19 protein-coding genes, 1 tRNA gene and 1 pseudogene are annotated in these 17,832 nt (G+C 68.1%); 14 read left to right on the top strand and 7 right to left on the bottom strand.

Annotated elements, in window-relative coordinates:
- Positions 1-5: 5 nt before the first annotated feature.
- From BN977_RS05220 to BN977_RS05210, 3 genes and pseudogenes are all read right to left on the bottom strand, one after another.
- Positions 6-1,451, bottom strand: coding sequence for a neutral zinc metallopeptidase (locus BN977_RS05220; RefSeq protein WP_024452082.1), 1,446 nt, complete (start codon positions 1,449-1,451; stop codon positions 6-8).
- A 43-nt stretch (positions 1,452-1,494) separates the two neighbouring features.
- Positions 1,495-3,477: an ATP-dependent DNA helicase gene (locus tag BN977_RS05215; RefSeq protein WP_036396607.1), complete on the bottom strand. Its 1,983-nt coding sequence runs from the start codon at positions 3,475-3,477 to the stop codon at positions 1,495-1,497.
- A pseudogene (locus BN977_RS05210) lies at positions 3,474-4,781 on the bottom strand (nicotinate phosphoribosyltransferase); the annotation flags it as partial. The pseudogene BN977_RS05210 and the gene BN977_RS05215, both read right to left, overlap by 4 nt.
- 57 nt (positions 4,782-4,838) lie before the next feature.
- Between BN977_RS05210 and clpS the strand changes: the two are divergent.
- The 11 genes from clpS (at position 4,839) to BN977_RS05155 (ending at position 12,938) form a co-directional block, all read left to right on the top strand.
- Positions 4,839-5,153: an ATP-dependent Clp protease adapter ClpS gene (gene clpS / locus BN977_RS05205; RefSeq protein ID WP_024452085.1), complete on the top strand. Its 315-nt coding sequence runs from the start codon at positions 4,839-4,841 to the stop codon at positions 5,151-5,153.
- 4 nt (positions 5,154-5,157) lie between these two features.
- Positions 5,158-5,736, top strand: coding sequence for an oxidative stress transcriptional regulator AosR (gene aosR / locus BN977_RS05200; protein WP_036396604.1), 579 nt, complete (start codon positions 5,158-5,160; stop codon positions 5,734-5,736).
- A gap of 4 nt (positions 5,737-5,740) precedes the next feature.
- Positions 5,741-6,781 (top strand): P1 family peptidase, encoded by a 1,041-nt coding sequence (locus tag BN977_RS05195; protein WP_036396603.1) that lies wholly within the window; start codon positions 5,741-5,743, stop codon positions 6,779-6,781.
- A gap of 1 nt (position 6,782) precedes the next feature.
- Positions 6,783-7,199: a M67 family metallopeptidase gene (locus tag BN977_RS05190; protein WP_024452088.1), complete on the top strand. Its 417-nt coding sequence runs from the start codon at positions 6,783-6,785 to the stop codon at positions 7,197-7,199.
- Between the two features lie 9 nt (positions 7,200-7,208).
- A complete protein-coding gene (locus BN977_RS05185) occupies positions 7,209-7,490 on the top strand; it encodes a MoaD/ThiS family protein (RefSeq protein ID WP_024452089.1) in 282 nt (93 codons plus the stop codon).
- Between the two features lie 3 nt (positions 7,491-7,493).
- Entirely contained in the window at positions 7,494-8,462 is a 969-nt protein-coding gene (locus BN977_RS05180) for a cysteine synthase (RefSeq protein WP_036396602.1), read from the top strand.
- Complete coding sequence (locus tag BN977_RS05175; protein WP_084172410.1) at positions 8,422-9,141, top strand: rhomboid family intramembrane serine protease; 720 nt, start codon at positions 8,422-8,424, stop codon at positions 9,139-9,141. The genes BN977_RS05180 and BN977_RS05175 overlap by 41 nt, the downstream gene beginning before the upstream one ends.
- Positions 9,142-9,262: 121 nt before the next feature.
- The gene (locus tag BN977_RS05170; RefSeq protein ID WP_024452092.1) at positions 9,263-10,030 is read left to right on the top strand and encodes a cyclic nucleotide-degrading phosphodiesterase; all 768 of its coding nucleotides are present in this window, start codon (positions 9,263-9,265) and stop codon (positions 10,028-10,030) included.
- Positions 10,031-10,052: 22 nt separating this feature from the next.
- A complete protein-coding gene (rph, locus tag BN977_RS05165; protein ID WP_024452093.1) occupies positions 10,053-10,835 on the top strand; it encodes a ribonuclease PH in 783 nt (260 codons plus the stop codon).
- Positions 10,835-11,440, top strand: coding sequence for an RdgB/HAM1 family non-canonical purine NTP pyrophosphatase (gene rdgB, locus BN977_RS05160; RefSeq protein ID WP_036396600.1), 606 nt, complete (start codon positions 10,835-10,837; stop codon positions 11,438-11,440). The genes rph and rdgB overlap by 1 nt, the downstream gene beginning before the upstream one ends.
- A 46-nt stretch (positions 11,441-11,486) precedes the next feature.
- Positions 11,487-12,938, top strand: coding sequence for an MFS transporter (locus tag BN977_RS05155; protein WP_268817632.1), 1,452 nt, complete (start codon positions 11,487-11,489; stop codon positions 12,936-12,938).
- Here the strand turns inward: BN977_RS05155 and BN977_RS05150 are convergent.
- The 3 genes from BN977_RS05150 to BN977_RS05140 are packed head-to-tail and all read right to left on the bottom strand — an operon-like array spanning position 12,886 to position 14,339.
- Positions 12,886-13,230 (bottom strand): DUF3817 domain-containing protein, encoded by a 345-nt coding sequence (locus BN977_RS05150; protein ID WP_036396598.1) that lies wholly within the window; start codon positions 13,228-13,230, stop codon positions 12,886-12,888. The two genes, BN977_RS05155 and BN977_RS05150, sit on opposite strands and share 53 nt — an antisense overlap.
- Positions 13,227-13,586 (bottom strand): hypothetical protein, encoded by a 360-nt coding sequence (locus BN977_RS05145; protein WP_024452097.1) that lies wholly within the window; start codon positions 13,584-13,586, stop codon positions 13,227-13,229. Before BN977_RS05145 ends, BN977_RS05150 begins: the two co-directional genes overlap by 4 nt.
- Positions 13,587-13,610: 24 nt before the next feature.
- A complete protein-coding gene (locus BN977_RS05140; protein WP_051561070.1) occupies positions 13,611-14,339 on the bottom strand; it encodes a helix-turn-helix domain-containing protein in 729 nt (242 codons plus the stop codon).
- A gap of 85 nt (positions 14,340-14,424) precedes the next feature.
- Between BN977_RS05140 and BN977_RS05135 the strand changes: the two genes are divergently transcribed.
- Positions 14,425-14,508: transfer RNA gene (locus BN977_RS05135), tRNA-Leu, on the top strand.
- A gap of 48 nt (positions 14,509-14,556) precedes the next feature.
- On the opposite strand, the gene BN977_RS05130 is transcribed toward BN977_RS05135, so the two are convergent.
- Positions 14,557-15,462, bottom strand: coding sequence for a LysR family transcriptional regulator (locus tag BN977_RS05130; protein ID WP_036396596.1), 906 nt, complete (start codon positions 15,460-15,462; stop codon positions 14,557-14,559).
- 95 nt (positions 15,463-15,557) lie between these two features.
- On the opposite strand from BN977_RS05130, the gene BN977_RS05125 reads away from it, so the two are divergent.
- Both BN977_RS05125 and BN977_RS05120 read left to right on the top strand, forming a co-directional pair.
- Positions 15,558-16,778, top strand: coding sequence for a M24 family metallopeptidase (locus BN977_RS05125; protein ID WP_206666843.1), 1,221 nt, complete (start codon positions 15,558-15,560; stop codon positions 16,776-16,778).
- Positions 16,775-17,824 carry a PLP-dependent cysteine synthase family protein gene (locus BN977_RS05120; RefSeq protein WP_051561068.1) on the top strand — a complete coding sequence of 350 codons (1,050 nt, stop codon included), beginning with the start codon at positions 16,775-16,777 and terminating at the stop codon, positions 17,822-17,824. The genes BN977_RS05125 and BN977_RS05120 overlap by 4 nt, the downstream gene beginning before the upstream one ends.
- The last annotated feature ends 8 nt before the right edge of the window (positions 17,825-17,832 follow it).

The following is a 17,832-nucleotide window of genomic DNA, read 5'->3' as shown; positions in this document are numbered from 1 at the left end:
GCCGCTCACGGGAACCGTTTGAAGCAGCGGTCCTGGTCGCCGAGCACGCCGACCCGGAACGCGTCGATCCGCGAGAACCCCGAGGGCACCGATTCGCCGTTGACGTCGCTGGCGGCCAGCCCGTTGATGAGGATGCCGGAGACGGCTTCGTCGACATCGCCGGCGGTGAGCTGAATCGTGTTGCCGTCCGGTGTGTTCACCTCGTCGGTCATCTTCACCGTCGCGACGCCGGTCAGGCAGGCGGTGCGCAGCGCGGCCGCGGCGCTGTCGAGCGCCACCCCGCCGCGCTGGTGCTGGATCGACTGCATGTAGCGGGACACCAGCACCGAGTACGCGGTGTTGTCCCCGGTCGTCAGGCCGGTCCCGTCGTCGTCGGACTGCGCGCCCATCGCTTCCAGCGCCGGCAGGTCCACCGCGATGGTGTTGTCGGCCGGGCAGAAGGTCACCGCGGCGTCGGAGTGCGCATCGGGGCAGTCCGTGCGGTCGAAGCGCAGCTGCGGCGGGTTGGGCGGGGCGAACAGGATGCCCATCGCGTCGACGATCGAACGCACCGACGATTCGGTGATCTGCAGTTCGCCGGACTGATCCTCGGGCAGCAAGACCGGCAGGTCGCCGCGGCGCTGCTTGATCTCGGCCGGGTCGATCGACGCACACGACGCCGCACCCTCGGTGAAACCGAACTGGAAGGCCGACACCCGCTCGAACGCCGAACCGTGTTCGTCCTCGCCGACCGCCGCATCGCCCTCGTTGAGCAGCGGATCGCGGAACGAGATCATCGCCGCCAGAATGTTGTTCAGGCCGTCGCCGGTGGACAGGGTGAAGCGTTTGGAGTGCCCTTCGGCGACCCAGCGCAGGTACACCCCGGCCAGGCAGTCGGCCTGTTGCTCGGACACCAGGGTGGGGGTGGATCGGCCGGCCAGTCCGGCCTGCTTCTGCACCGCGTGCCCGTACTCGTGGGCCAGCACCATGGTGACGGCCATGTCACCGTTGGCCTTGCGCAGCGAGGGCAGCAGCACCCCGCGATCCCAGCCGATGGTGTTGTCGTCGTGGCAGAACGCGGCGTTGACCAGGTTGTAGGTGTCCGAGTCGCAGAACACACCGTCGAATCCGTCGGCGTCCCACGAGATCAACTCGTCGACGGGGGCAAAGTCACCGTCGAACGCCTCCGGGTACGCCTGCTGCCAGAACTCCTCGATATCGCTGACCGAACTCGCGGCCAGATGGTCGATCTCGCCGCCGTCGGTGTCGCGCACCTCGCGGGTCGGGTCCGCGGCGTCGTCGCGCAGCCCCGTCGGGCCGTCGGTGGCGGGCATCCCGGCCACCCGGAACGGGTCGGCGAACACCGATACCGCGTGGCCCTGCAGGGTGTTTGCGCAGGACGTGAGCAGCAGCAGTGCGCACGCGGCGAACACCCCGCCCATTCGGATGCCCGCCAGCCTCCGCCGATTCATGACCGAAAGGATAGGTGACCTGGCGCTGTGCGGGGCCGGTTGATCAATCGCCGCGTAACCGCCGCAGCGCCGCGAGCACCCGTTCGGTGTCGGTGGTCGCCCAGAACGGCGGCAGCGAGGAGCGCAGGTATCCGCCGTAGCGGGCCGTCGCCATCCGCGAATCCAGGATGGCGACCACGCCGCGGTCGTCGACCCGGCGCAACAGCCGGCCGGCGCCCTGGGCCAGCAGCAGGGCGGCATGGCTGGCGGCCACCGCCATGAACCCGTTGCCGCCGCGCGCGGCGATGGCACGTTGCCGCGCGGTGAGCAGCGGGTCGTCGGGCCGGGGGAACGGGATCCGGTCGATGATCACCAGGGACAGCGACGGACCCGGCACGTCGACGCCCTGCCACAGCGACAGCGTGCCGAACAGCGAGGTCTCGGCGTCGTCGGCGAACCGCTGCACCAGGGTGGCCGTGGAATCCTCGCCCTGGCACAGCACCGGGGTGTCCAGCCGGGTCGACATCACCTCGGCGGTGGCCTTGGCCGCGCGCATCGAGGAGAACAATCCGAGGGTGCGCCCGCCCGCGGCGGTGATGAGGGCGGCGATCTCGTCGAGTTGCTGCTGCGAGCCGACACCGTCGCGGCCCGGCGCGGGCAGGTGTTTGGCGACGTACAGGATCCCGGACTTGGCATGTTCGAACGGTGACCCGACATCGATTCCGCGCCAAGCGGTTCCGGTGTCCTCACCGCCGAGACCCCAGCCGGCGGCCATCGCGTCGAAGTTGCCGCCCAGGGTCAGGGTGGCCGATGTCAGCACCACGGTGGACCGCGCAAAGATCCTGGTGCGCAACAGACCCGACACCGTCAGCGGGGCCACGCGCAGCGTCGCGCGCTTACCGGAACTCTTGGTCTCCTCGTGGTCCAGCCACACCACGTCGAGCCGATCGGGGATGGCCGGCACGAAGGAATCCAGCATGCGGGCGGCGATATCGCCGATCTCGGTCACCGCCGTCATCGCCTCGGTCCGCACCGCGGCGGCCTGCGGATCGGTGGGTGCGGTGTCGATGGCGGAGCGCACGGTGTGGGCGGCATCGCGCAGCGCGGTCAGGTAGGTCGCCAGCTCGTCGTCGAGATAGTCGATGCGGCCCGGTTCGCCGTCGTGGATGGCCGCGGCCAGGGTGGCGCCTGCGGCGTCCAGCCGGTCGACGAGTTCGGGGGCGACCAGGCGGCCGACCCGGCGCTGCGCCGCTCCGAGCACCGCGGCCGACAGTTCGCCGGTGGCCACCGCGGTGACCCGGTCGACGAGCTCGTGGGCCTCGTCGACGACCAGCAGGTCGTGTTCGGGTAGCACCGAGGCGTCGGCGATGGCGTCGATGGCCAGCAGCGCGTGGTTGGTGACGACGATGTCGGCGGTGCCCGCCTTGGCCCTGGCCCGTTCGGAGAAACAGTCGGTGCCGAACGGGCAGCGGGCCACGCCGATGCACTCGCGCGCCGACACGCTGACCTGGCTCCAGGACCGGTCCGGCACACCGGGCACCAGTTCGTCGCGGTCCCCGGTCTCGGTGTCCGACGACCACTTCGTCAGCCGCTGCACGTCCCGGCCCAGTGCCGTCGCGGCAACCGCGTCGAACAGCTCCTCCTGCGGCCGGTCGTCGGCCGGGTCGGAATTGGCGCCGTTGTGGATCTTGTTCAGGCACAGATAGTTTCCGCGACCCTTGAGCAGCGCGAAGGTGGGTTTGCTCGGCAAGGCGGTGGCCAGGGCATCGGCGAGCCGGGGCAGATCGCGGTCGACCAGCTGGCGTTGCAACGCGATGGTGGCGGTGGAGACGACCACCGGGGCATGCCCGGACGCGGCCCGCGCCATGGCCGGCACCAGGTAGGCGAGCGACTTGCCGGTGCCGGTGCCGGCCTGCACGGCGAGGTGTTCGCCGGTGTCGAAGGACCGGGCCACCGCCTCGGCCATCTGGATCTGGCCCTGCCGCTGGCTGCCGCCGAGCGCGGTGACGGCGGTGGCGAGCAGGTCGCTGACCGGTGTCCCGGTCACGCGGGTGTGACAAGCCGGGTCGGAATGGCCGGCTCGCCCCGCGACAGTCCCAGGCCGTCCCACGGCAGACTGTGCAGCCCGGCGGCGACCCGCTCCCGGGCGGCCGCCAGGTCCGCGCCGTCGCCCACCCGCACGCCGGCGCGCACCAGATCGACGGTCAGCGGCCGCGCGGTCAGGCTCGAGTCGGTCTGCGGCGGGCGCCCGGCCGGGTGCACGACCTCTTCGACCACCGTGCCCGACGGTTTGGCCAGTCGCAGTGCCGCCTTGCGGCCGCCGTGAGATTCCTTGTGCGCACTGCGTTTCTGGACGGCCAGGCCGTCGACCTCGACCAGCTTGTAGACCATGCCCGCGGTGGGGGCACCGGAGCCGGTGACCAGCGAGGTGCCCACGCCGTAACTGTCGACGGGCTCGGCGCGCAGCGCGGCGATGGCGAACTCGTCGAGATCGCTGGAGACCACGATCTTGGTGCCGGTGGCACCCAGCCCGTCGAGTTGCTCACGCACCTGCCGCACCAGCACACCGAGGTCGCCGGAGTCGATGCGCACCGCGCCCAGCTCGGGTCCGGCCACGGCGATGGCGTTCGCCACGCCGATGGTGATGTCGTAGGTGTCCACCAGCAGGGTCGTGTCGACGCCGAGGGCGTCGACCTGCGCCCGGAAGGCCGCGCGTTCGTCGGGGCCGGCGTCGGTGGTGTGCAGCAAGGTGAAGGCGTGTGCGCTGGTGCCCAGCGCGGGCACGCCGTAATCGTGTTGGGCGGCCAGATTGGAGGTGCCCGCGAAACCGGCGATCCAGGCGGCCCGGGCGGCGGCGGTGGCGGCCCGCTCGTGGGTGCGCCGCGATCCCATCTCGATCAGTTGCCTGCCTTCGGCGGCGCTGACCATCCGCGCGGCGGCCGAGGCGATGGCGCTGTCGTGGTTGAGGATCGACAGCACAAGGGTTTCCAGCACGACGCATTCGGCGAAGCTGCCGTGTACCGACAGCACGGGGGAGCCGGGGAAGTACAGCTCACCCTCGGGGTAGCCGTCGATGTCCCCGGAGAACCGGTAGCCGGCCAGATAGTCCAGCGTGGCCCGGTCCAGAAACCCGGCCACCGACGCCAACTCGGCGTCGTCGAAGCTGAAGTCCGCCAGCGCTTCCAGGAACCGACCGGTGCCCGCCACCACACCGTAACGGCGGCCCTCGGGCAGCCGGCGGGCGAACACCTCGAAGGTGCAGCGACGGTGGGCGGAGCCGTCCCGCAGGGCGGCCGCGAGCATGGTCAGCTCGTACTTGTCCGTCAACAGCGCGGTAGACACGTAGGCAACCGTATCTCCACCGTTCCGATTCTCAGGGTGTGACCACGTCCCGGTATCGTGAGCCGCATGGTTACCCCAGCGCGGACTCGTCCGGGTACCCGTGAGGAGCACAAGTCCGACACCGGTCGCGACGAAGACGCCGCGGCCGACAGTCCCTGGGTGACGATCGTCTGGGACGACCCGGTCAACCTGATGTCCTACGTGACGTACGTCTTCCAGAAGCTGTTCGGTTACAGCGAACCGCACGCGACCAAGCTGATGCTGCAGGTGCACAACGACGGAAAGGCCGTGGTGTCGGCGGGCAGCCGCGAATCCATGGAGGTCGACGTGACGAAACTGCACGCGGCCGGCCTGTGGGCGACGATGCAGCAGGACCGCTGAGCACGTGCGTAAGTGGAAGCGGGTGGACGGTCCCGCCGGCCCGCGGTTCCGGTCGGCCCTGGCCGCGCACGAGGCCGCACTGCTGCGCAATCTGGTGACGTCGATGGTCGAGATGCTCGACGACCGCGAGTCCACGGCCCCGTCGGATGAGCTCGCCGATCTCACCGGCATCCGCACCGGCCATTCCCAGCCGCCCGAGGATGACACGATGCGGCGGCTGCTGCCGGACTTCTTCCGGTCCCGCAATGAGCACCCGGCGGGTGCGACGGCTGCGGAGAGCCTCAACCGGGCGCTGCGCAGCCTGCACGAGCCCACCATCATCGACGCGAAACGGGAAGCGGCGCAACGTCTTCTGCAGACCCTGCCGGAGAGCGGGGGCAAGTTCGAACTGACCGAGGACGATGCGCAGGCCTGGGCGGCGGCGGTCAACGATGTGCGGCTGGCGCTGGGCACCATGCTCGACATCGGGCCCGACGGGCTGGAACAACTACCGCCCGAGCACCCGATGGCCGGGCATCTGGACGTCTACCAATGGCTGACGGTGCTGCAGGAGTACCTGGTGCTCGGAATGATGGGCAGATGATCCGGTGAGCGGTTCCATCACCGACGTGGCGGGCATCCTCGTCGGCCACCACCACCGCATCGACGCCGACGCGACGCTGGGCAACGGCTGGGCGTGCGGCACCACCGTCGTGGTGGCCCCGCCGGGCACCGTCGGGGCGGTGGACTGCCGCGGCGGCGCGCCGGGCAGCCGCGAGACCGACCTGCTCGACCCGGCCAACAGCGTGCGGCACGTGGACGCCGTGGTCCTCACCGGCGGCAGCGCCTACGGGCTGGCCGCCGCCGACGGCGTGATGACCTGGCTGGAGGAGCGCGGCCGCGGGGTGGCGATGGACGGCGGCGTGGTGCCGATCGTGCCCGCGGCGGTGATCTTCGACCTGCCGGTCGGCGGCTGGGGATGCCGGCCCACCGCGGAGTTCGGCTACGCCGCGGCGCAGGCGGCCACCACCCACGTGCCGACCGGCAATGTGGGGGCGGGGGCGGGCGCCCGGGCCGGTGTGCTCAAGGGCGGGCTGGGCACCGCGTCGGTCACGCTGCCCGATATCGGCGTCACCGTCGGGGCGGTGGTCGCGGTCAACCCGGGCGGCAACGTCGTCGACCCGGCGACCGGGCTGCCCTGGATGGCATCGCTGTCCGCGGAGTTCGGGCTCACACCGCCGCCCGCCGACCAGGTCGCCGCGTATGCCGCGCTGGACAAGAAGAGTGGACCGTTGAACACCACCATCGCGGTGGTGGCCACCGACGCCGCGCTGAGCCCGGCCGGCTGCCGGCGGGTCGCCGTCGCCGCCCAGGACGGGCTCGCGCACGCCATCCGGCCCGCGCACACCCCGCTGGACGGGGATACGGTCTTCGCGTTGGCGACCGGCGCGGTGCGGGTGCCGCCGCACCCCAAGACGCCGGTGGCCATGTCGCCGGAGACCGGGGTGCTCACCGCGGTGGGTGCCGCCGCCGCGGATTGCTTGGCGCGCGCGGTCCTGGTAGGAGTGCTGGCAGCCGAGTCGTTGGCAGGAATACCGACCTACCGCGACATGTTGCCGGGAGCATTCCCCCGACGAACGGAGACCTGACGTGCTGGTGATCCGCGCCGACCTGGTGGACGCCATGGTCGCCCACGCGCGCGCCGACCACCCGGATGAGGCCTGCGGTGTGATCGCCGGACCGGAGGGTTCGGATCGCGCCGAGCGTTTCATCCAGATGATCAACGCCGAGCGGTCGCCGACGTTCTACCGGTTCGACTCGGCCGAGCAACTCAAGGTCTGGCGTGAGATGGACACCAACGACGAGGTCCCCGTCGTCATCTACCACTCCCACACCGCCACCGAGGCCTACCCCAGCCGCACCGACATCTCGTTCGCGTCCGAGCCGGAGGCGCACTACGTTCTGGTCTCGACCCGCGACCCCGAACAGCACGAGTTGCGTAGCTACCGCATCGTGGACGGGGTCGTCACCGAAGAACCCGTGTCCATCGTTGAGAACTATCAGTAAGGAACGACCGTGGCAGTAACCGTCTCGATCCCGACGATCCTGCGTCCGCACACCGGCGGCGAGAAGCGGGTCAGCGCCAACGGCGACACCCTCGCCGCCGTCATCACCGACCTGGAGTCGAACTACTCCGGCATCTCCGCGCGTCTGGTGGACTCCGCCAACCCAGGCAAGCTGCACCGCTTCGTCAACATCTACGTCAACGACGAAGACGTCCGCTTCTCCGGCGGTCTGGACACCGCCATCAGTGACGGCGACTCGGTGACGATCCTGCCTGCCGTCGCGGGCGGCTGAGTCGTGCGGTACGACTCGCTGCTGGAGGCGCTCGGGAACACACCGCTCGTCGGACTGCAGCGGCTCTCACCGCGCTGGGAGGACGACGACAACGGACCGCACGTGCGGCTGTGGGCCAAGCTGGAGGACCGCAATCCCACCGGATCCATCAAGGATCGGCCGGCGCTGCGGATGATCGAGCAGGCCGAGCGCGACGGGCTGATCAAGCCCGGTGACACGCTGCTCGAGCCGACCAGCGGCAACACCGGGATCTCGCTGGCCATGGCCGCGCTGCTCAAGGGCTACCGGATGATCTGCGTGATGCCGGAGAACACCTCGATCGAGCGTCGCCAGCTGCTCGAACTCTACGGCGCCAAGATCATCTTCAGCGCCGCCGAGGGTGGGTCGAACACCGCCGTGGCCTATGCGAAAGAGCTTGCCGCCCAGAACCCTTCGTGGGTGATGCTGTACCAGTACGGCAACCCGGCCAATGCTGCCGCGCACTACGAGGGCACCGGACCCGAACTGCTGGCCGACCTGCCCGAGATCACCCATTTCGTGGGCGGGCTCGGCACCACCGGCACGCTCATGGGGACCGGCCGGTTCCTGCGCGAGCATGTGCCGGGAATCCAGATCGTGGCCGCCGAACCGCGCTACGGCGAGGGCGTGTACGCCCTGCGCAACATCGACGAGGGTTTCGTGCCCGAACTGTACGACCCGGACATCCTGACCACCCGGTACTCGGTCGGCGCCTTCGACGCGGTCAAGCGGACCCGGGAGCTCGTCGAGGTGGAGGGCATCTTCGCCGGCATCTCCACCGGTGCCATCCTGCATGCCGCGCTGGGCATGGCGGCCAAGGCGATCAAGGCCGGCGAGCGCGCCGATATCGCGTTCACGGTCTGTGACGCCGGGTGGAAGTACCTGTCGACCGGTGCCTACGCCGGTAGCCTGGATGACGCCGAGGACGCGTTGGAAGGGCAGCTATGGGCGTAGTCGAACGACGGTTCCGGTGACCGTCCCGGTCACCCCCGCCGACAAGAAGCCGGCCACCTGGAAACTCGGCGGTGCGACGGTGGTGCTGTTCGTCGCCGCGCTGTACGTCATCGAAGCCGTCGACGCCACGGTGTTCCGCGGCCGGCTCGACCAAGACGGCATCCAGCCGCTGCGCACCGACGGGCTCTGGGGCATCCTGTGGGCCCCGCTGTTGCACGGCGGGTGGCCGCACCTCGTCGCCAACACGGTGCCCGCCCTGATCTTCGGTTTCCTGGCCAGCCTGTCGGGTTACGGACGCTTCCTCGCCGCGACCGCCATCATCTGGATCCTGGGCGGGTTCGGCACCTGGCTGATCGGCAACATCGGCGCGCACTGCCCGTACATCGGTATCCAATGCACCACCACTCATATCGGTGCGTCCGGGCTCATCATGGGCTGGCTGACCTTCGTCATCGTCCGCGGCTTCTTCACCCGCACGATGTGGCAGATCCTGGTCGGTGTGGTGGTCGCGTTCATCTACGGCGGCGTGCTGCTGGGCGTGCTCCCCGGCAGCCCGGGAGTCTCGTGGCAGGCGCATCTCTGCGGCGCGCTGGCCGGTGTCTTCGCCGCCTACGTGCTGTCCGGTCGGGAGCGCAAGGCCAGGGAGCGCCGCCCCGGCACGACTCCGCTGCCGGGTTGATCCGCCTTTGCTGTCATCCGGCGATGCGGTCCGGGTCACTGTGTGGAGCGAAAATGAATCTTGTCGCGCAAAGCGGTGATGCTTTCGTCCCACGGATAGCAGACGTGGCAAGCTAGAGCTTGTGCGAATCACCGTACTGGGTTGTTCCGGCAGTGTTGTCGGGCCCGATTCGCCGGCGTCCGGTTATCTGCTGACCGAACCCGACACCACGCCGATCGTCATCGACTTCGGCGGCGGTGTGCTGGGCGCGTTGCAGCGGCACGCCGACCCCGGCGCGGTGAATGTGCTGCTTTCGCATCTGCACGCCGACCACTGCCTCGACCTGCCGGGGCTGTTCGTCTGGCGCCGCTATCACCCCAGCCCGCCGGTGGGACGGGCCCTGTTGTACGGACCGACCGACACCTCGGAGCGGATGGGGGCCGCGTCGTCGCCCGAGGGCGGGGAGATCGACGACATTTCCGACATCTTCGACGTCCAGCAGTGGGTGGACGGACAGACCGTCCAATTGGGTGCGCTCACCGTGCAGCCGCGTCTGGTGTGCCATCCGACCGAGTCCTACGGGATGCGCTTCACCGACCGGGACGGTGTCACGTTCGCCTACAGCGGGGACACCGGCATCTGCGATGCCGTCGTCGAGTTGGCGCGCGGCGTCGACGTGTTCCTGTGCGAGGCGTCCTGGACGCACTCGCCGGACCGGCCGCCGAAACTGCATCTGTCCGGTACCGAGGCCGGGCAGATCGCCGCGCGGGCCGGCGTCGGTGAACTGCTGCTCACCCACATCCCGCCGTGGACGTCGCGTGAGGATGTGATCAGCGAGGCCAAGGCCGAGTTCGACGGTCCCGTGCACGCCGTGGTCTGCAACGAGACGATCGACATCACGCGCCGCTGAACGCAGGCGATAGGGTTGCCGGGTGTCCAGACGAGAAGACGGCAGGCTTGACGACGAACTGCGACCGGTGGTTCTCACCCGCGGATTCACTTCCCACCCGGCCGGATCGGTACTGGTCGAATTCGGCCAGACCCGGGTCATGTGCACGGCCTCGGTCACCGAGGGCGTGCCGCGCTGGCGCAAGGGTTCCGGATTGGGTTGGCTCACCGCCGAATACGCGATGCTGCCCGCCGCAACCCACTCGCGCTCGGACCGTGAATCGGTCAAGGGCCGGGTGGGTGGCCGCACCCAGGAGATCAGCCGGCTGATCGGCCGCTCCCTGCGCGCGTGCATCGACCTGCGGGCACTGGGCGAGAACACCATCGCCATCGACTGCGACGTGCTGCAGGCCGACGGCGGCACCCGCACCGCCGCCATCACCGGGGCATACGTGGCGCTCGCCGATGCGGTCACCTACCTGGCGGCGGCGGAGAAGCTGTCCGACCCGCGCCCGCTCTCGTGCGCCATCGCGGCCGTATCGGTTGGCGTGGTCGACGGCCGGGTCCGGGTGGACCTGCCGTACACGGAGGATTCGCGCGCCGAGGTCGACATGAACATCGTCGCCACCGATACCGGCACGCTCGTCGAGGTGCAGGGCACCGGTGAGGGCGCCACCTTCCCGCGGTCCACCCTGGACAAGCTGCTCGACGCGGCGCTGGGTGCCTGCGATGAACTGTTCGCCATCCAGCGGGCGGCGCTGGAGTTGCCGTATCCGGGCGTGCTGCCCGAGCCGTCGGGACCGGCGAAGAAAGCGTTCGGAAGCTAGTGCAACTGCTGGTTGCCAGCCGCAACGCCAAGAAGCTGGCCGAGTTGCGGCGTGTGCTCGACGCCGCCGGGGTGTCCGGGCTGGATCTGCTGTCGCTGGACGATGTGCCCGCCTTCGACGAGGCACCCGAGACCGGTGCGACGTTCGAGGAGAATGCGCTGGCCAAGGCGCGCGACGCGTTCACCGCGACCGGGATTCCGGCGGTGGCCGACGATTCCGGGTTGGCCGTCGATGCGCTGAACGGGATGCCGGGGGTGCTGTCGGCCCGGTGGGCCGGCCGGCACGGTGACGACGTCGCCAATCTGGAGCTGCTGTTGGGTCAGCTGCGTGATGTGCCCGAGGATCGGCGCGGCGGTGCGTTCGTGTCGGCGTGTGCGCTGGTTTACGGCGCCGGTGACGACAAAGAAGTAGTGGTGCGCGGCGAGTGGTCCGGCACCATCGCCCGCGCGCCGCGCGGGGACGGCGGGTTCGGCTATGACCCGATCTTCGTGCCGGCGGGCTCGGACCGGTCGGCGGCCGAGCTGAGCCCGGCGGAGAAGGACGCGGCCTCGCATCGGGGTCGGGCATTGGCCCTGCTGGTGCCCGCGCTGCGTGCGCTGGTGTGATTCACCGAATTTTACATAGGCGAACTAACGTGTAATGCTCGCGGCCGTGAGTTCACGCGGCTGGGGTTCGACACATCCACGCGTGCTCATCGCCGTGCTGTCGGCGGCGGGGATCAGCGTGTCGTTGATGCAGACGCTGATCATCCCGTTGGTCCCGGAACTGCCGAAGCTGTTGGTCACCAGCCCGGCCAACGCGTCGTGGGCGATCACCGCGACGCTGCTCACCGCCGCGGTGGCCACCCCGGTGTTCGGTCGCCTCGGCGACATCTTCGGGCCCAAGCGGATGCTGATCGCCTGTGCGGTGCTGCTGACCGCGGGGTCACTCCTGTGCGCGCTGACCTCGGCGCTGATCCCGTTCATCGCCGGTCGCGGGCTGCAGGGTTTGGCGATCCCGATCATCCCGCTGGGCATCAGCGTGCTGCGTGCCTCGGTTCCGGCCGAAAAGGTCGGCGCAGCAATGGGATTGATGAGTTCGTCGCTCGGTGTCGGCGGGGCGCTCGGTTTGCCGCTGTCGGCGGCCATCGCCCAGCACGTCAACTGGCACGCGCTGTTCTGGGTTGCCGCCGGGTTGGGTGTCGGCGCGCTGGCGTTGTTCGTCTTCCTGGTGCCCGCGGTACCGGCGACCTCATCGGACCGGCTCGACCCACTGGGCGCGCTGCTGCTCGCCGCGGGCTTGGTGGCGTTGCTGCTCGGGATCACCAAGGGGCGGACGTGGGGATGGACGTCCGTGACGACGCTCGGCATGTTCACCGGGTCGCTGGTGGTGCTCGCCGTGTTCGCCGCCTGGCAGTTACGGTTCGACGCACCGATCGTCGACCTACGCACCACGGTGCGCCGTCCGGTGCTGACCACCAACATCGCCTCGATCGGCGTCGGCTTCGCCATGTTCGCGCTGTCGTTGATCGCCCCGCAGGTGCTCGAGCTGCCGAAGGTCACCGGTTACGGGCTCGGCATGTCGATGCTCGAAGCGGGGCTCTGGATGGCGCCGGGTGGGCTGGCGATGATGGTGACCGCGCCCGTCGCCGCGCGCGTGGCGGCCGCCCGGGGGCCGCGCTTCACTTTGTGCACCGGATGCACGATCATCGCCGGCTCGTATCTGGGCGGGCTGTGGCTGCTCGGCGGCGGCCCGCAGGTGCTGGTGCTCAACGTGCTGGTGAGCATCGGCGTGGGCTTTGCCTACGCGTCGATGCCCGCGTTGATCAACGCGGCGGTACCGATCTCGGAGACCGCCGCGGCCAACGGCATCAACGCGTTGGCGCGCTCGCTGGGCACGTCCATCTCCAGTGCCGTGATCGGCGCGGTATTGGCCGGCCTGACGATGTCGATGGGCGGCCAGGACGTGCCGACGCTCGAGGCGTTCCGGGTGGCGCTGCTGATCGCGGCGGGTGTCGCGGGATTGTCCGCGGTGCTGGCGCTGCTGATCCCGGTCGCTACGACCGAGCAGGTCACAGACCGAAGCGCTTCTTCACGTCTTGCGTCTGGAAGTGCTCGACGATGATGCCCAGCAGCGGGACGGTGCCGGAGATCAGCGTGCCGATGGCGCGGCCGATGGGCCACCGCGCCTTCACGGCCAGATTCGCAGTGCACAGCAGGTACACGAAGTACACCCAGCCGTGCACGATGCCGATCCAGCTCAGCGAGGCATCCTTGAAGACGTACTTCATCACCATCTCGTAGCACAGCGCGATCAGCCACAAGCCCGTTGCCCACGCCATCACGCGGTAACTGAGCAGTGCCTTGCGGATGGACTCGACGGACGCGGCGGAAGCGGGCGTTTCGGGGGAGGTCATTCGGTGTCTTCCTTATCCTTTTGTGCAAGCTCGGCGAGGTAAGCGTTGTATTCACGCAGGGTTGGGTCGTCATCCTGGGTGGCGGCCGTGGGCCGCTCGGGGAGCAGGCCGGCCGGGATCTCGGTGTCGGACTTGGTCTCGACGGGCGGCGCTTCTTCCAGTCGCACGAACTTGTAGTAGGCGTAGACGCAGAAGCCCGCGAACATCGGCCACTGCAGCGCGTAGCCGAGATTCTGGAAGGTGCCCGACGCCGATTCGAACCGGGTCCACTGCCACCACGCCAGCAGCAGGCAGCCGACGGCGCCGAGGATCACCAGCGCGATGAGCGCCGGCCTCCTACGCCGTGTAGTGGACATGCGTCAACGGTACCGTGCGGCGTTTCAGGCTTTGGGGCCGACGAACTCGTCGAGGCGTGCGGTCGCGGCTTTCCGGTAGACCGCGATGACGTAGCGGCTGTTCTGCGTCCACGGAATGCCGAGCCTGTCGAGTGCCGCGCAATACAGATTGCGGATGTCGGCGGAGTGATTGGTGAAGTGGTAGCGGACGCTGGCCACGCCACGGTCGTTGGCCACCACGCGACATCCATCGCTGTGGATGAGGCCGCGGATGAAGGCTTCGGTGGCCGCGTCGACATGAGCTTGCTGCCAGGGCTGCAGGACGATCGGGCGGGTGTGTTTCTGGCCGGGGCCGTGTTGGGGGAAGAGGCAGGCCCAGTGCTTGGAGTAGTGCGAGACGATGACATAACCCGCTTTCTGCGGTTCGATATGGGCTCGCTTGTTGGGCATGACCGAGTTGATCGCCCATCGACACGTTTCCGCGATGCCGGGGTGGCGCTTGTCGAGGGCAATCCGTAACCGCCAGACTCTGCCCGCACGAGAAAGGCAACCGTCCCCCAAGTAGAGACCGAGTAGATACGCGTATGCGAATGAGGGGAGTGTCGAGTAATCGTGCGAGTCGCACGACTCCGACCTGACGATGCGCTGCGGCGGACGGTTGCGCCACTGTGTCACCGTTGTGCGAGGAACGCCTGTGACGCGTGCGATGGCGCAGTCGGTCATGCCTGACGCGACGAGTTGCTGCACGAGATCAAACTCTTCGATCGATCGCATCGGACCCCCAGCGGCTTTGCACCGACGTTAGGTGAGGGCACCGACAACATCGTGGTGAGGGCAACGGGGTAGTCTGAACGCGCTTGCGGGCGTGGCGCAACTGGCTGACGCGCCGGCTTTAGGTGCCGGTGTTCGAAAGAACGTGTGGGTTCGAGTCCCACCGCCCGCACTCTTGAAGCTATGCGCACGCTCTGCCAACGGGGCTTATCGGCTTCTTCTATCCGGGTTGTGCCATGGCGGCTTGTTTGGCGACGCAGGTGAGTATGTCGATGACAGCGGCGATTGCTGGTCTTTTGGCGGTACTGGCTCGGGTGATTGCTTCTACGTGGCGGGCGACGTTGACGCCCTCGACTGGTTTGCGGATGAGCTCGCGCACGGTGGGGGCGTAGCGGGGCAGTAGGGCGATTCCGACGCCAGATAATACGAGTTCCTCGACGACGCGGAAGTCGTTGATGCGTTGGATGATCCGTGGTTGCACCCCGGATATCACGGCCAGTGAACGAAGGACGTCATCGACCATCCGTCCGATCTCCACGCTGATCCAGGGGCAGTGCGCCAGCTCGTGCAGCGCGATGGATTCATTGCCGGCGAGGTGATGATCGGGGCGCAGGAGCAGGTCCAGGGGCTCCCGGAGGAGGAAGGTGGCCTTGTAGCTGGCGCCCCAGGCGGTGGTGTCTCGTTCGTCGCGGTCGATGACGACGACATCGTGGTCGACGAGCAGTTCGGGGCTTCGGGTCACGGGATGGTCGATGTCACGGGCGATGATGTCCACCCCGACGGCTGACGCATCGGCGATGAGGCCGGGCAGCAGCATGGCTGCGGCAGAGGGCACCATCGCCACGCGCACCGCCCCTCGCGGTTTGGTGCGGAAGGCGTCCATGTCGGCGTGGGCTCGCTCGATCGCGGCCAGAATCTCGTCGGCGCGGCCGACGAGAACCTTGCCGGCTTCAGTCAGGCGGACCCGGCGGCCATTCGGTTCGAGCAGATCGACTCCGGCTTCGCGTTGGAGCCGTTTGAGCTGCTGAGAGACCGCCGAGGGGGTAAGTGACAGCGCTTGGGCGGTGGCCTGGACCGTGCCGCGTTCGGCGAAGTCGCGGAGCAGGCGGAGCCGTTCCACATCCATGAAGCGAACTCTAAACAATTAATCAACAAAGTGTTGCTTGTGTGAATGGTTGGTGGCGGTCAAGCTAGTGGCGTTCGAGGAGGGGGCAACCGAACGTGGGCGATGACGCACGCGAAATCTCTTATAACGCAGACCGTTTGGCAGCACACATGTGTGCTCATGACATCGATGCGGTGGTCGCGACAAGCGCGGAGAATGTCAGGTATCTAACCGGCATTGACTCGGTCGCGCTGGAGATGTTCCCGCACACCGGACACTGCTTTGCCGTGGTGGCACGGTCGGCGCCCGAGTCACCGTTCTTTATCAGTTCTCGGTGCGAGGCCGACCAGTTCCTCGACGCTGCGTGGCCGTTAAGGGGTGCGGGGGCGTACGGTCCGTTTACCCGGGTGGTACCCGATGATGTCTCTTTGACCCCCGAGGAGGCGGCGCTCAAAGCCGTCACCGTTGACGATATGAGCGCGGTGACCCCGCTGGAGGCGCTGACGTCGGCTCTCAAGATGCTGCACGTCGATGACAGTCGCGTCGGCATCGACGAGACTGGGGTCCCGCACCATTTCATGGAGGCGCTCGCCGAGGATCGGGCCCGTGGCTCGGTCCTTGACGCGAGCAGGATCTTCCGGGCAGCGCGCAAGGTGAAAACCCTTGCAGAGCAGGCCGCGATCGCCGCGGCGGCTGCGGTCGCCCAACAGGGCATTGCTGCAGCGGTGGGTATCGCCACCGTGGGTGTCACCGAGGCGGATCTGGTTCGGGAATTTCACCGCACCGTGGCTGGCTTAGGGGCCCGTCCGAAGTTCACCTTGATCAAAATTGGACGTGCCGCGGTTGCCGGTCAGACGCGTCCGAGCACCGTTGCGCTGGAGTCAGGCGACGCGATCTGGTTCGACGTCGGTGGCATCGTCAACGGCTATTGGTATGACATCGCCCGGGTGTTCAGCGTGGGGGAGCCATCGGCCAAGCTGGTGACCTATTACCAGGCGATGCTGGTCGGTGAGCAGGCTGCGATCGACGCCGCCACGTCAGGCATGCGGGGCCGTGACCTTTTCGCCCTCACCGTCGAGGCGGTGCGCGATAGCGGTGTCGGGCACTACCAGCGCCACCACGTCGGGCATGGCATCGGCGTCGAAGTCTATGACGACGTTCTGATCACACCAACAAATGATGATGTCCTTGAGGAGGGCACCGTGGTCAACATCGAAACGCCCTACTACGAATTCGGTTTCGGTGCAGTGCATGTCGAAGATCCATTCGTGGTCAATCCCGGCGGAAACCGCCTGCTAACCAGCATGCCCCGTGAACTGGGGATCGTGCAGCGATGATCCACGACGACGTTCTCAGCCTGGTCGGAAAGACACCAGTCGTGCGCCTGCGCCACCTTCGCGCACCCAATGGGTGCGAAGTGCTGGTCAAGCTGGAGGCGCACAATCCCGGACGGAGTATCAAGGACCGCTCTGCGCTGTTCATGGTGCAGCAGGCTGCCCGTGACGGCCGCCTTATCCCAGGCGGCACCATCATCGAATCCACCTCAGGCAACCTGGGCAAGGCATTGGCCTTGATCGGAGCCGTGCGAGGCTACCGCGTCATCCTCGTCGTTGACCCCAAGGTCCCACAGTCAGTGATCCAGTTCGCTCGGAGCCTGGGCGCCGTCCTGGATTTCGTGGACGTACCGGATGCCAACGGCGGCTTCCAGGGCCCACGCATCGAACGGGTCAAGGAACTGTGCGCCCAGGACCCCACCTTGTTCTGGCCAGATCAATACAACAACACCGATAACCCCCGCGCGCACGCCGAGCTCACCGCGCTGGAGATTCTCGCCGACCTCGACCACCTCGACGCACTGGTTGCGACCGTGAGCACCGGCGGCCACATCACCGGACTGTCGCGCACATTGAAAGCTCATCTCCCGCATCTGAACACTGTGGCCGTCGACGCCGTGGGTTCCTCGACGTTCGGCCACCCCTTCGCCGCATACAAGATGCGCGGACTCGGACTAGCCTGGAAGCCCGGTAATCTCGACCACTCGGTCATCGACCACTTCCACGCTGTCGCCGACCACGAGGGGATCGCCACCAGCAGGCTGCTGGCCCGACATGAGGGAATATTCGTCGGCGAATCGTCGGGGGCCGCGGTTTTCGCCGCGCTCAACTACGCCCACCACCACCCCGGCCAGCGCATCCTGGCAATCGCAGCTGATGACGGCGTCAACTACCTGGCGGAGTCGTTCGACGATGACTGGCTGCGCATCCACGGCCTGGCACGCGTGCTCGACGATCCTGGACTGCGCGATCCGGCAGGACTGTTGAACACCGCAGCCACGCCATCATGCCAGCCGATCGCGTTCGACAACGCGGTCTCACTTGTCTAAACCCTGAA

The sequence above is a fragment of the Mycolicibacterium cosmeticum genome (genome assembly GCF_000613185.1).
Taxonomy (GTDB): domain Bacteria; phylum Actinomycetota; class Actinomycetes; order Mycobacteriales; family Mycobacteriaceae; genus Mycobacterium; species Mycobacterium cosmeticum.
Note: the sequence above shows the minus strand (reverse complement) of the source record. Positions and strands in the feature narration are given on the sequence as shown.

What these genes read in the sequence shown, in the direction of transcription:
- BN977_RS05120 (WP_051561068.1), top strand. Translation starts at nt 16,775, where the DNA reads ATGATCCACGACGACGTTCTCAGCCTGGTCGGAAAGACACCAGTCGTG.
- clpS (WP_024452085.1), top strand. Translation starts at nt 4,839, where the DNA reads ATGGTTACCCCAGCGCGGACTCGTCCGGGTACCCGTGAGGAGCACAAG.
- BN977_RS05150 (WP_036396598.1), bottom strand. Translation starts at nt 13,230, where the DNA reads ATGACCTCCCCCGAAACGCCCGCTTCCGCCGCGTCCGTCGAGTCCATC.
- BN977_RS05130 (WP_036396596.1), bottom strand. Translation starts at nt 15,462, where the DNA reads ATGGATGTGGAACGGCTCCGCCTGCTCCGCGACTTCGCCGAACGCGGC.
- BN977_RS05175 (WP_084172410.1), top strand. Translation starts at nt 8,422, where the DNA reads ATGACGCCGAGGACGCGTTGGAAGGGCAGCTATGGGCGTAGTCGAACG.
- BN977_RS05220 (WP_024452082.1), bottom strand. Translation starts at nt 1,451, where the DNA reads ATGAATCGGCGGAGGCTGGCGGGCATCCGAATGGGCGGGGTGTTCGCC.
- BN977_RS05145 (WP_024452097.1), bottom strand. Translation starts at nt 13,586, where the DNA reads ATGTCCACTACACGGCGTAGGAGGCCGGCGCTCATCGCGCTGGTGATC.
- BN977_RS05140 (WP_051561070.1), bottom strand. Translation starts at nt 14,339, where the DNA reads ATGCGATCGATCGAAGAGTTTGATCTCGTGCAGCAACTCGTCGCGTCA.